This is a genomic window from Citrobacter sp. NCU1 (assembly GCF_010231475.1).
Taxonomy (GTDB): Bacteria; Pseudomonadota; Gammaproteobacteria; order Enterobacterales; family Enterobacteriaceae; genus Citrobacter_D.
The window spans coordinates 1-13,134 of record NZ_NRDO01000052.1 but is presented as its reverse complement, the minus strand read 5'-3'; the positions used below and the strand labels follow the sequence as shown (position 1 = coordinate 13,134).

Genomic DNA, 13,134 nt, shown 5'->3' with positions numbered 1-13,134 from the left:
GTACTGCCTACAATCACACTGTGCAATACCAGAATAACACCCGAACATTGTACAGGGATGGGCAGGAAAGTTACAAATTTGTAGCAATTATTTTGATTGGTTTTATCTATTGATGCGGCGCAGATGGTTTCTGCGCCGCACGAAATCAGGCGTTGATGATCTCGTCGAGATGCAGTTCGGCAGAAATCTGTTTAACCCACTTTTCAACGCGCTCAGCAGTCAATTCTGGCTGACGGTCTTCGTCGATAGCCAGACCGACAAAATGATCGTCATCAGCAAGACCTTTAGAGGCTTCGAAGTGATAGCCTGCGGTTGGCCAGTGACCTACGATGGTCGCGCCGCGCGGTTCGATAATGTCGCGGATGGTGCCCAGCGCATCGCAGAAGTACTCTGCGTAGTCTTCCTGATCGCCGCAACCAAACAGAGCTACCAGTTTACCATTGAAATCAATGTCTTCGAGGGTCGGGAAAAAGTCATCCCAGTCGCACTGGGCTTCACCGTAGTACCAGGTCGGAATACCTAACAGCAGAATGTCATACCCTTCCAGGTCTTCTTTGCTGCTTTTCGCAATGTCATGAACATCGGCAACGTCTTTACCAAGCTGTTTTTGAATCATTTTTGCGATATTTTCGGTATTACCTGTGTCGCTGCCGAAAAAGATGCCAGTGATTGCCATGAGTAAAATAACCTCTTGAAACTTATTGAAATGGTGGTGGCGTATTGCCCACGGATAAGGGCAATCATAGCAGATCAGTCAGGTATGCGGAAACAGCAAACACACAGGACTGCACTCTGTGCTACACGATTTATGATTTAGAGCAGAAATTCAGACAGACCCCTGGCCACGCAGCGAGATAAGCTGGTTTGTCAGCATCTCTTCAATGAGCTCACTGCGGCTCATATTGCGTGCATCTGCCAGTTCATTAAGCGCATCCACGGCATCAGCATTTAGCTTCAGTTCGACACGCTTAAGCCCACGAACCTTGTCGCGTTTAAGCTGATTACGCTTATTAATGCGTAGCTGTTCATCACGCGAAAGCGGATTGGTTTTGGGTCGTCCCGGGCGACGCTCGTGCGCGAACAGATCTAATGTCGTACGGTCCGTTTGTTCTTTGGCCATGATTTTGGTGACTTCGGGGAAACAATCAGCCAGGCGTATGCCCGGATGGATAGCGCGCCATCATACATCAGCGAGTGAGGCACGCCAACGCCCACGCACGTAATCGCGCGCGGACGCTGAGTTTTTAATCAGTTAGCCTTATCCGCCAGATACCGGCGTATAGCGCGTAGCACAGCATCCGGTTTTTCTGCATGCACCCAGTGGCCGGCGCCCGCAATCACATGCGCCCGGGCCTGAGGAAATTGTGTGAGTAGGTCGTTGCGATAGGCTTCGGTGACGTAGGGGGAATTGCCGCCAGGGATAAATAATGCCGGATGATCCCAGGCTGGAATGGTTTCCCATCCCACGATATGCGGGTACTGCTCCCACAACACGGGCACGTTAAAGCGCCACTCGCCATCGACATACGACTTTAACAGGAACTGGATAACGCCTTCTTCCTGTAGATGCTGACGCATGACTGCCGCCGCCTGCTGGCGTGTTTGCGCGTCAGATTCGGTGACTGCGTTGATCGCGGCAAAAATCTCATCGTGACGGCGAACGTGATAATCAACGGGCGCAATATCAATCGCCACCAGTTGATCAATACGATCCGGCGCCAGTGCGGTCAGCGCCATGACGGCTTTTCCACCCATTGAATGACCAATGAAGGTGGCTTTTTCGATATTCGCGGCATCCAGAGTATCCAGCAGATCCTGCGCCATCGCCGGGTAATTCATCTCCGGTGAACGGGGAGAAAGACCGTGGTTACGCATATCAACCTGGATGATGTCGTGATCCTGTACAAGATCACGCGCCAGTATGCCGAGGTTATCAAGGCTACCAAATAAGCCGTGAACAAGGACGATGGGAGAATTATTGTGCAGCTTTTGTGCAGATTGCGCTCGGATGTTCAATTTCATGGCAAAGTTCTTTTTTTCGCTCTGTCGGGTTAGGGTATTATGTTGACCATTCTGCCACGGGGCTGCAACAACTACGGTTTACTCCGAGTTTTTCTGACAGCCTGGCTTGACGCTATCCGCTGTTGGGATTTGTCCCTATAATCCCAACGACTTGTATTCAGATAAGACACCGTACTGGATTAAGATGAAAACGATTGAAGTTGATGATGAACTCTATAGCTATATTGCCAGCCACACCAAGCATATTGGCGAGAGCGCATCCGACATTTTACGGCGTATGTTGAAATTTTCCGCCGCATCACAGCCTGTCGCTCCGACGGCGAAAGAGGTGCGCGTAGCGCAACCCGCTATCGTTGAAACGAAGCCGGTCAACCCCGTAAAAGATAAAGTGCGCGCCATGCGTGAGCTTCTGCTGTCCGATGAATACGCGGAGCAGAAGAAAGCGGTAAATCGCTTTATGCTGGTGCTGTCTACACTTTACTCACTGGACAACAACGCGTTTGCTGAAGCGACGGATTCGTTGCACGGTCGTACGCGTGTCTATTTTGCGGCAGACGAGCAGACTCTGCTGAAAAATGGTAATCAAACCAAGCCGAAACACGTGCTAGGCACGCCGTATTGGGTGATCACCAACACTAACACCGGCCGCAAATGCAGCATGATTGAACACATCATGCAATCAATGCAATTCCCGGCGGAATTGATTGAAAAGGTTTGCGGAACAATCTAATCGTTGCATAAAAAGGACCAGGCAATGGCAATCCATAAGCGTGCAGGTCAGCCTGCGCAACAGAGTGATTTAATTAATGTCGCCCAACTGACGGCGCAATACTATGTATTGAAACCAGAAGCAGGGAATGCGGAGCATGCGGTGAAGTTCGGAACTTCCGGGCATCGCGGCAGCGCCGGTCGCCATAGTTTTAATGAACTGCACATCCTGGCCATAGCCCAGGCGATTGCTGAAGAGCGCGCGAAAAACGGCATCACTGGCCCTTGCTATGTGGGTAAAGATACTCACGCGTTGTCCGAACCTGCCTTTATTTCCGTTCTGGAAGTGCTGGCGGCGAACGGTGTCGATGTCATTGTTCAGGAAAACAACGGCTTTACGCCGACGCCTGCAGTTTCGAATGCGATCCTGGTCCATAACAAAAAAGGCGGTCCGCTGGCTGACGGCATCGTGATTACGCCGTCCCACAACCCGCCGGAAGATGGCGGTATTAAATACAATCCACCCAATGGCGGCCCGGCAGATACCAACGTCACCAAAGTGGTGGAAGACAGGGCTAACGCGCTGCTCGCGGATGGTCTGAAAGGCGTGAAGCGCATGTCACTGGATGCGGCAATGAGCTCCGGCCATGTAAAAGAGCAGGATCTGGTACAGCCGTTCGTTGAAGGGCTGGCGGATATCGTCGATATGGCGGCGATTCAGAAAGCGGGTCTGACGCTGGGCGTTGATCCGCTGGGCGGCTCTGGTATCGAATACTGGAAGCGTATCGCTGAGCATTACAAGCTTAACCTGACCATCGTGAACGATCAGGTTGATCAGACTTTCCGCTTTATGCACCTGGATAAAGACGGCGCGATCCGTATGGACTGCTCCTCCGAATGTGCGATGGCGGGTCTGTTGGCACTGCGCGATAAGTTCGATCTGGCGTTTGCCAACGATCCGGACTATGACCGTCACGGCATCGTTACTCCGGCAGGGCTGATGAACCCGAACCATTACCTGGCAGTCGCCATCAACTATCTGTTCCAGCATCGTCCGCAGTGGGGCAAAGATGTCGCCGTTGGTAAAACATTGGTGTCCTCTGCGATGATTGACCGTGTGGTGAACGATTTGGGCCGTAAATTGGTGGAAGTGCCAGTCGGTTTCAAATGGTTTGTTGACGGTCTGTTCGACGGCAGCTTCGGTTTCGGTGGCGAAGAGAGCGCAGGGGCATCTTTCCTGCGTTTTGACGGTACGCCGTGGTCCACTGACAAAGACGGCATCATTATGTGTCTGCTGGCGGCGGAAATCACCGCAGTCACCGGTAAAAACCCGCAAGAGCACTACAACGAACTGGCGGCTCGCTTTGGCGCGCCGAGCTATAACCGTTTGCAGGCTGGTGCAACGTCAGCTCAGAAAGCGGCATTGTCCAAACTGTCCCCGGAAATGGTCAGCGCCAGCATGCTTGCGGGCGATCCGATCACGGCGCGTCTGACAGCAGCGCCCGGTAATGGCGCATCCATTGGCGGTCTGAAAGTGATGACTGACAACGGCTGGTTTGCCGCGCGTCCGTCTGGTACTGAAGACGCTTACAAGATCTACTGTGAAAGTTTCCTCGGTGAAGAACATCGCAAACAGATCGAGAAAGAAGCCGTTGAAATTGTGAGTGAAGTGCTGAAAAACGCCTAAACACACAATTGCTTAAACGAAGAAAGGAGCCAATATGGCTCCTTTTTTTATCCCATTCTCATGGCATAAACCGATAACCGATTCCCGTCTCGGTAATAAAGTGACGGGGGCGGGCGGGATCCTGCTCCAGCTTCTGACGTAAATGCCCCATATAAATACGCAGATAGTGGCTGTGTTCGACGGCATTTGGCCCCCAGACCTGATTCAACAACTGTCGCTGGGTTAACACTTTGCCCGCGTTATTCAACATCACCGCCAGCAGGCGAAATTCAATCGGCGTCAGGTGGATCTCTTCATCGCCGTGATGCACAAGTCTTGAGGTCAGATCCACCTTCACGTCGGAAAAACAGACGATGGGATCAGGGGAAGGGCTGGCGGAATGGCGACGTAACGCGACACGTAAACGCGCCTGCAGTTCGCCAATGCCAAAGGGTTTACTCAGATAATCATCGGCACCGGCATCCAGCGCGGCGATTTTGTCGCTCTCTTCACTGCGGGCAGAAAGCACGATGACGGGGATAACGCTCCATTGACGCAGATCGCGAATAAAATCAATACCGTCGCCATCCGGTAAGCCAAGATCGAGAATGATCAGGTCGGGTTTTCGCGTTGCGGCCTCCAGCAAGCCGCGCTGCAGCGTATCGGCTTCATAGACACGCAGCCCGTCGCCTTCCAGCGCGGTACGCAGAAAACGGCGAATGGCTTGCTCATCTTCAACAATCAGAACGTTTGTCACATATCCTCATGAAAATCTTCAAGTTCAGGGGGAGACTCTTGTGGCAGTGTAACACGGAAGCAGGCACCGCCCTGCGGTCGATTCTGCGCCGCAATGGTGCCGCCATGTATTTCGACAATCGCCTGACAAATTGCCAGCCCCAGTCCAACGCCCGGCACCGTGGACTCTTTATTCCCGCGGGCGAACTTATCAAAGATGCTGAGCTCTTGCCCTTGCGGGATGCCTGCGCCATTATCCCACACATCCAGCGTCAGGCGGCCCTCCTCAATGTGAGCGTCAATGCCGATCGTTGCCTGCGCGCCCGCGTATTTGACGGCATTTTCCAGCAGATTGATCAGCACACGTTCAAACAGCGGGCCATCTACATGAATGAGCGTGAGCGGCTCCGGCAGCGAAAGATTGATCGGATGGGTCAATCCCGGCTCCAGCATTTGCAGTGCGCTGCCAACCACTTCTTCCAGCGTCAGCCATTCCTTCTTAAGATTAAACCCACCAGACTGAATGCGCGCCATATCCAGCAGATTATTGACCAGCCGTGTGGTGTTGAGCACATGCTGGCGGATCTCGTTGGCCTGGCGGGCATGGGGTGATCCTTCGCTCGCCAGATCGAGGGTCAGGATTTCCGCCTGGCCAAACAGCACGGTCAACGGTGTGCGTAAATCATGAGAAAGCGCGGCGAGCAGGGCATTACGCAGGCTTTCGCGCTCGCTGGCGAGCCGGGCCAGTTCTTCCCTGGCCGTGAGCGTCAGACGTTCAAGCGCGCTGGCGACCAGTAGGGTAAATGTTTCCAGCAGTCGCTGCTGTTCAGGGATCATCAACTGGCGAAGATTGTCTGGCTCGACGACCATCAACCCGTGCGTTTTGTCAGCGCTTTTTAAGGGCAGGATCTGATACGGCACCCCCGGCAGTGTATCTGTACCTGCACCGGCAGGTTGGCCTTTATCAAAGCTCCACTGGGCGATGGCGTCATCCCACGGGGTGATACCCTGTTGGAGCGTCAGGGGCGTTAGTTTGCCGTTTTCATCGGGCAATAACACCTGGCTGCGGGCCTGAAATGTGGAGGCGATAAACTGTTCGCTGGTGGTCGCGATATCCAGCCTGCTACGCCCGACGGCCAGCGCTTTCGACATTTCGTAAAGATGGCGGGTGCGTTGTTCCCGGTAGCGGGCGACGCGTGCCTGATAACGTACCCCGGCCGTCAGATTCCCTATTAACAAACCGACCGTCAGCATCACGGCAAAGGTCAACAGGTACTGGACGTCTGACACGGCGAGGGTGCCGAGCGGCGCAATAAAAAAGAGATCAAAGCTGACAACGTTAATAATGGTCGCGACCACTGACGGCCAGCGACCATAAAAGAGGGCAATCACCACCACACCCAGCAGATACAGCATCACCAGGTTAGCGGCGTCGAATGTCACCAGCCACTGCATGGCAATAAGGGTAGTGAAGGCACAAAGTGCGGCAGCGACGATGCAGCCCTGGATTTGTACCCGCCATTTGTCTTTAAAGGGGCGGGTGTCATGGGTATGCGTCAGCGTGCGGGCAGGCGGTTCATCCAGCGCAACAATGACCTGATCCAGGTCCGGCGCGCGTTTTGCCAGTCGCTCGGCAAAGGAGTCGCTGCGCCACCAGCGGCGTGTGGTTGGGCGCCCCATAACGATTTTGCCGAGATTATGTTCTCTGGCATATCGCACTACGGCTTTTTCTTCAGCAGGGTCGGAGAGCGTCGCGGTTTCAGCACCCAACTCCTGAGCCAGTCGCAGGGCGCTGAGGATCGCCCGTCGTTTTTTTTCCGGCAACCGGTGCAGCGCGGGGGTTTCCACATACACTGCATGCCAGATACTCCCAAGCCGTGAGGCCAGTCGGGCCGCGGCACGTACCAGCTTTTCGCTGCCGGTATTATGTCCGATGCACAGCAGTATGGCATCGCGGGTATGCCAGACCTTTTCTTCCCCCTGACGGTCGCGCCATGCGCGCATCTGGTCGTCTACCCGGTCGGCGGTACGGCGCAGCGCCAGTTCACGCAGGGCTATGAGATTACCTTTACGAAAGAAATGCTCGATCGCCCGTTCTGCCTGACCGGCGATATAGACTTTGCCTTCGTTGAGGCGCTGGCGAAGATCGTCAGGAGGGAGGTCGACCATCACCACTTCATCGGCTGCATCAAAGAACGGATCGGGGACGGTTTCACGGACGTGAATCCCCGTCACGCCGCTGACGACATCGTTCAGACTTTCCAGATGCTGAACGTTCACGGTGGTAAAAACGTCGATTCCCGCTTCCAGCAACTCTTCAATATCCTGCCAGCGACGGGGATGACGTGAGCCTGGCGCGTTACTGTGCGCCAGTTCATCCATCAATATCAGCGCCGGACGGCGGGCGAGGGCGGCATCGAGATCAAATTCACTGATATGCCGGCCACGATGCGCATGGCGCTTGAGCGGGAGAATGGCGAGTCCTTCCAGCAGCGCAGCGGTCTCTTTGCGTCCGTGGGTTTCCACCACGCCGATCAAGATATCCAGCCCTTGCGCCCGTAGCCGCTGTGCTTCTGCCAGCATCGCCCATGTTTTTCCGACGCCCGCACAGGCGCCGAAGAATATTTTCAGCTTTCCCCGGTGGGGAGCGCTGGTCTGCTCCAGCAGGCGATCCGGATCAGGACGCAAGGGTTCGTCGTTCATGTCGCTTAGTGCCCCTGTGACGCATCCAGCGCCAGGTTGAGTTCAACAATGTTTACCACCGGTTGTCCGATAAAGCTCACCCGCGGCTTTTGCGTATATTTTTCAACCAGTTGCGCCACCTCCTCAGCAGAACGCTGACGCGCTTTCGCGACGCGCGGGATCTGCCAGGCCACTGCGGCGGGCGTCAGATTGTTGTCCAGACCGCTGGCGGAGGCGGTCACCAGTTCCACCGGCACCGTTGGGCTGGTATCCGGGTTGGCGGCGCGCAACGCGGCAATACGGCTCTGCAATTGTTTATCCAGTTCGGGGTTGCTGACAGCCAGATTGCTGCCACCCGAAGCCATTGGATTATAGGGCATTTCAGCCGTGGCGGACGGACGTCCCTGAAAATAACCTGTGCCGGTAAATGCCTGACCTATCAGCGCGGAACCGCGCACGCTGTTGCCATCGCGAATGAGCGAACCGTTGGCCTGGCCAGGGAACCACCACTGGCTCAGGGTGGTCGTCAGCAACGGATAAACGCCGCCGGTGATAACGATCAGAAACAGTAATGTGGAAAATGCAGGACGTAACCCAGTCATCAGAAACCTCACACCAGACCCAGCAGGGTCAACAGTAAATCAATCACCTTGATGCCGATAAAAGGCACAACCAGACCGCCCAGACCATAAATCCACAAGTTGCGGCGTAGCATGTCTGAAGCGGATAACGGCTTGTAGCTCACCCCTTTCAGCGCCAGCGGGATCAGAAAAACAATGATCAGCGCGTTAAATATGACCGCACTGAGGATCGCGGAATCCGGTGAATGCAGGTGCATTACGTTAAGGGCATTCAACTGCGGATAGGTCGCAGCAAAAGCCGCCGGAATAATCGCGAAATACTTCGCTACGTCATTGGCGATACTGAACGTCGTCAGCGAACCGCGCGTCATCAGCATCTGTTTACCAATGTGGACCACTTCAATCAGCTTGGTGGGGTTAGAGTCCAGATCCACCATGTTGCCCGCTTCTTTCGCTGCCTGGGTACCGGAGTTCATCGCCACCGCGACGTCGGCCTGAGCCAGCGCGGGGGCATCGTTGGTGCCATCGCCGGTCATCGCCACCAGACGACCTTCCGCCTGATACTGACGGATCAGCGCCAGTTTCGCTTCCGGCGTGGCTTCCGCGAGAAAGTCATCAACACCCGCTTCCGCGGCAATCGCCGCCGCCGTCAGACGGTTGTCACCGGTGATCATCACCGTTTTGATGCCCATTTTACGCAGTTGGGCGAAGCGTTCTTTGATTCCCCCTTTGACGATATCTTTCAGCGCAATCACGCCGAGCACGTGGGAGCCTTCGACAACCACCAGCGGTGTGGCGCCAAGGCGGGCGACGTTTTCCACCTTTTGTTCGACATCGGCAGGGAAATGACCGCCGTTGGCTTCAACGTGGCGGCGAATCGCATCCACTGAACCTTTACGAATCATTCGGTTATCGATATTGATCCCGCTCATGCGGCTTTGAGCGGTAAACGGCACAAAGGTGGCATGCAATGACTGAACGTCGCGGATGCGCAGATTAAAACGCTGTTTGGCGAGGATGACGATACTGCGGCCTTCCGGTGTTTCATCCGCCAGAGAAGAAAGCTGCGCGGCGTCGGCCAGCGTTTTTTCGTCCACCCCCTGGGCGGGGAGAAAATCGGAAGCCTGACGGTTGCCGAGGGTAATGGTGCCGGTTTTATCCAGCAGCAAAACATCTACGTCACCGGCGCCTTCCACCGCACGACCGCTGGTGGCGATCACATTCGCCCCCAGCATTCGGCTCATCCCTGCGACCCCGATGGCCGAGAGCAGCCCACCGATGGTGGTGGGGATCAGGCACACCAGCAGGGCGACCAGTACCGTCACGCTGACTGCATTTCCCCCCCAGACGCTAAAGGGCCACAGGGTGGCTGTCGCCAGTAAAAAGACAATGGTCAGGGCAATCAGCAGAATGGTGAGCGCAATTTCGTTGGGCGTTTTGCGCCGCTGGGCGCCTTCCACCATTGCGATCATCCGGTCAAGGAATGTCTCGCCAGGGTTGACGCTACATTCAATCACCAGCCAGTCGGAAAGAATACGCGTCCCGCCGGTTACGGAGGCGAAATCGCCGCCAGACTCACGGATAACCGGCGCTGATTCCCCGGTGATAGCGCTTTCATCCACCGACGCGCCACCCTCTATCACCACTCCGTCGCAGGGGAGAATATCGCCTGCTCCTACCAGCACAATGTCGCCTTTGCGCAGTTCATCCGCCGGGACGTGATCCATTTTTGCGCCATATTTCGGTTCGCGCAGTTTGCGGGCAAACGCGGTTTTTTTGACGCCTCTCAGGCTATTGGCCTGGGCTTTGCTGCGTCCTTCTGCCAGCGCCTCGGCGAAATTGGCGAACAGTACCGTCACCCATAGCCACAGGCTGATGGCGCCCGTAAATAGCGGGTTGCCCGGCATATGTCCGGTTGCGATGGCCACCGTTATCAGGGTAGTCAGCAGACTGCCAATCCAGACGATGAACATCACCGGGTTGCGCCATTGTGCGTGAGGATTTAACTTTTTCACGGCATCGAGAAGCGCCTGAGCGACCAGGGAAGGTTCGAACAGCGCCAGTTGTTTACGACTCATAACAATGTGCTCCACATCGCTCAACGTAAAGAGAGGTGTTCTGCCACTGGACCCAGCGCCAGAGCAGGAATAAAGGTCAACGCACCGACCAGCAGCACCGTACCGATCAACAGCCCGACAAATAACGCGCCGTGTGTGGGTAATGTGCCGGGACTGGCTGGCTGGATTTTTTTACTCACCAGCGAACCGGCAATCGCCATGACCGGAATAATGACGCCGAACCGGCCCATAAACATGCAGAAAGCCAGCAGGCAGTTCCAGAAAGGGGTGTTGGCGCTCAGGCCTGCGAAGGCGCTACCGTTATTGTTTGCGGCAGACGAGATGGCATACAGCACCTCGCTGAAACCGTGCGGACCCGGGTTTAACATGCCGCTGCGTCCGGCGTCCGTCATCATGGCCAGCGCGGTGCCGAGCAAAACCAGCGCAGGCGTGACCAGAATCGCCAGCGCGGTCATTTTCATTTCGCGCACGTCGATTTTTTTCCCCAAATACTCCGGCGTACGGCCAATCATCAGCCCGGCGATAAATACCGCCAGCAGCACAAACAACAACATGCCGTACAGGCCAGACCCTACGCCGCCGAAGACCACTTCGCCAATCTGCATCAGCCACATCGGCACCATACCGCCCAGAGCGGTGAAGGAGTCGTGCATGGCAACCACCGCGCCGCAGGATGCCGCTGTTGTCACCACCGCAAACAGGCTGCTGGCCAGAATCCCAAACCGACTCTCTTTTCCTTCCATGTTGATGCTGCTGTCAGCGCCCAGCGACAACAGATGAGGATTGCCCTGGACTTCCGCCCACATCACCACCGCCACGCAGACCGCAAAAATCAACGACATCGCCCACAGCAGGGTGCGTCCCTGGCGGCGATCGCCCACGACATCGCCAAACGCAAAGCACAGCGCGGTGGGGATCAAAAAGATCGCCAGCATCTGTACCATGTTGGTCAGTGCTGTGGGGTTCTCAAACGGATGTGAGGAGTTGGCATTGAAGAACCCACCGCCGTTGGTGCCGAGTACTTTTATCGCTTCCTGCGAGGCTACCGGGCCCATCGGCAAGATCTGTTTTACCCCTTCGAGGGTGACAAAAGGCTGGTATGGGGAGAGGTTTTGCAGTGTCCCTTGCTGAACAAAAAACAGCGCAATGAGCAGTGAAATGGGCAGCAGTATCCACAGTGTGATGCGGACCAGATCCACCCAGGCGTTGCCCAGCGTGCTGATGTTCTGGCGCATAAAGGCGCGGATCAGCGCGAAGATCACCGCGATACCGGTCGCAGCGGAGAGAAAGTTTTGTACCGTGAGACCGACCATTTGACTGAAGTAGCTCAGGGTGGTTTCCCCGCTGTAAGACTGCCAGTTGGTATTGGTGACAAAACTGACCGCCGTATTCAGCGCCAGATGCCAGGAGAGCCCCGGCAATTGCTGCGGGTTGAGCGGCAGCAGGTTTTGCCCAAGCAGCATCAAAAATAAGATAGCCAGACCCAGTAAATTCAGCATGAGGAGGGCCTGCAAATAGCGCAGCCAGTTCATCTCCTCAGTCGAAATACCCAGACACCGCCAGAGCAGGCGTTCGACGCTGCCCACGCCCGGTAGCGGCGTATTATTGATAAGTCTGGCCAGTCCAGCCCCTAAAGGCCTGGCGACCACAAACAGCACCAGTAAAAAGCTGGCAATGAGTAAAAATCCTGAAGCAACCATCAGAATGCCTCCGCATTAATCAAGGCATACACCAGATAAACCAATAACAAGAAAACCAGCCCGATGCCGATTATCACGCCTGTACTCACAGAGCACCTCCCGTGGCATTTTGTTTTGATATCCAGAGGGTAGGTTTTTGGTTGCAAAGATTTCGCAAAAATCCGGGGGGCGAGTATAAAAAAAGTATAAAAATGAAAAAGACCATTATTTAACTAATGGTTAGTTTTAATTTAACTTTCTTGTAACTTAATTACGGCGAAGAACGTAAATAAAGCCTAAATAGCCAAAAATAAGTGGTCGGATGAGTAGTAAAATTACACGAAAAGCGATACTATTTTCATCAGTTAACCCAGTTCATTTTTCCGGTGCGTTTCACCGGCCAGTTAAAGGGGAGAAAAGTATGGAACTCTATAAAGAATATCCTGCACACATTGTCTTGTTACGCCGTACTTTTGCCGTTGTGGCGGGTGTACTGGCGCTGCCGGTGATGTTGTTCTGGAAAGACCGCGCCCGTTTTTATAGCTATCTGCATCGTGTCTGGTCGAAAACCAGTGATAAACCGGTGTGGATGGATCAGGCTGAAAAAGCCACCTGTGATTTCTATTAATTGATCGTTGTTCGATAAAAGCCATCACATGCTGTGGTAATGCCAATCGGTAAAGCATTGGCAAACTGATTGGCATTTACCCTGAAATGGCAACATGCTGGTTTTGCGAACGGTTCCGTTCACTTCATGTGCTTCGCTTCTCTGGCATTTCATACCCCGTGAACGGGTTAAGGGAGCTATCGCCGCTCCCTTAACAATCCCGGCTCCCGGCAGGAAAATTGCCGCTTCGCGGTCCCCCTCCGTTTATTCCTCCAGGCTACCGGGTCGGGCGCGAGGTAACGTCCCTGTAAAACGCGCCCTGAACCCGCATCCCTGCGGGTTCCCCCGGCCTTACGGAAACACGTCGGCAATTTTC

Annotated in this window: 12 protein-coding genes; 3 read left to right on the top strand and 9 right to left on the bottom strand. The window is 54.8% G+C overall.

Going from position 1 to position 13,134, the window contains the following annotated elements:
• Window positions 1-145 precede the first annotated feature (145 nt).
• The 3 genes from fldA to ybfF form a co-directional block, all read right to left on the bottom strand.
• Window positions 146-676: a flavodoxin FldA gene (fldA, locus tag CJP72_RS17085; protein ID WP_167456047.1), complete on the bottom strand. Its 531-nt coding sequence runs from the start codon at window positions 674-676 to the stop codon at window positions 146-148.
• Between the two features lie 150 nt (window positions 677-826).
• On the bottom strand, window positions 827-1,120 hold the full coding sequence (gene ybfE, locus CJP72_RS17080) for a LexA regulated protein (RefSeq protein ID WP_162382549.1): 294 nt from the start codon (window positions 1,118-1,120) through the stop codon (window positions 827-829).
• A 128-nt stretch (window positions 1,121-1,248) separates the two neighbouring features.
• The gene (gene ybfF, locus CJP72_RS17075; protein WP_162382548.1) at window positions 1,249-2,022 is read right to left on the bottom strand and encodes an esterase; all 774 of its coding nucleotides are present in this window, start codon (window positions 2,020-2,022) and stop codon (window positions 1,249-1,251) included.
• Between the two features lie 184 nt (window positions 2,023-2,206).
• On the opposite strand from ybfF, the gene seqA reads away from it, so the two are divergent.
• Together seqA and pgm are read left to right on the top strand one after the other, a co-directional pair.
• Window positions 2,207-2,752 carry a replication initiation negative regulator SeqA gene (gene seqA, locus CJP72_RS17070; RefSeq protein WP_162382547.1) on the top strand — a complete coding sequence of 182 codons (546 nt, stop codon included), beginning with the start codon at window positions 2,207-2,209 and terminating at the stop codon, window positions 2,750-2,752.
• Between the two features lie 24 nt (window positions 2,753-2,776).
• The gene (gene pgm / locus CJP72_RS17065; RefSeq protein ID WP_162382546.1) at window positions 2,777-4,417 is read left to right on the top strand and encodes a phosphoglucomutase (alpha-D-glucose-1,6-bisphosphate-dependent); all 1,641 of its coding nucleotides are present in this window, start codon (window positions 2,777-2,779) and stop codon (window positions 4,415-4,417) included.
• A gap of 58 nt (window positions 4,418-4,475) precedes the next feature.
• Here the strand turns inward: pgm and kdpE are convergent, their stop codons facing one another.
• From kdpE to kdpF, 6 genes are read right to left on the bottom strand one after another with little or no spacing between them, the layout of a single operon-like run.
• Window positions 4,476-5,153 carry a two-component system response regulator KdpE gene (gene kdpE, locus CJP72_RS17060; RefSeq protein ID WP_162382545.1) on the bottom strand — a complete coding sequence of 226 codons (678 nt, stop codon included), beginning with the start codon at window positions 5,151-5,153 and terminating at the stop codon, window positions 4,476-4,478.
• A complete protein-coding gene (gene kdpD / locus CJP72_RS17055) occupies window positions 5,150-7,834 on the bottom strand; it encodes a two-component system sensor histidine kinase KdpD (RefSeq protein ID WP_162382544.1) in 2,685 nt (894 codons plus the stop codon). The genes kdpE and kdpD overlap by 4 nt, the downstream gene beginning before the upstream one ends.
• A 5-nt stretch (window positions 7,835-7,839) precedes the next feature.
• Entirely contained in the window at window positions 7,840-8,415 is a 576-nt protein-coding gene (kdpC, locus tag CJP72_RS17050; RefSeq protein WP_162382543.1) for a potassium-transporting ATPase subunit KdpC, read from the bottom strand.
• A gap of 8 nt (window positions 8,416-8,423) precedes the next feature.
• Entirely contained in the window at window positions 8,424-10,472 is a 2,049-nt protein-coding gene (gene kdpB / locus CJP72_RS17045) for a potassium-transporting ATPase subunit KdpB (RefSeq protein ID WP_162382542.1), read from the bottom strand.
• Between the two features lie 20 nt (window positions 10,473-10,492).
• Window positions 10,493-12,172 (bottom strand): potassium-transporting ATPase subunit KdpA, encoded by a 1,680-nt coding sequence (gene kdpA, locus CJP72_RS17040; RefSeq protein ID WP_162382541.1) that lies wholly within the window; start codon window positions 12,170-12,172, stop codon window positions 10,493-10,495.
• On the bottom strand, window positions 12,172-12,261 hold the full coding sequence (gene kdpF, locus CJP72_RS17035) for a K(+)-transporting ATPase subunit F (RefSeq protein ID WP_162382540.1): 90 nt from the start codon (window positions 12,259-12,261) through the stop codon (window positions 12,172-12,174). The genes kdpA and kdpF overlap by 1 nt, the downstream gene beginning before the upstream one ends.
• A 311-nt stretch (window positions 12,262-12,572) precedes the next feature.
• Here kdpF and CJP72_RS17030 point away from each other — a divergent pair, with 311 nt between their 5' ends.
• Window positions 12,573-12,779: a YbfA family protein gene (locus CJP72_RS17030; RefSeq protein ID WP_162382539.1), complete on the top strand. Its 207-nt coding sequence runs from the start codon at window positions 12,573-12,575 to the stop codon at window positions 12,777-12,779.
• The last annotated feature ends 355 nt before the right edge of the window (window positions 12,780-13,134 follow it).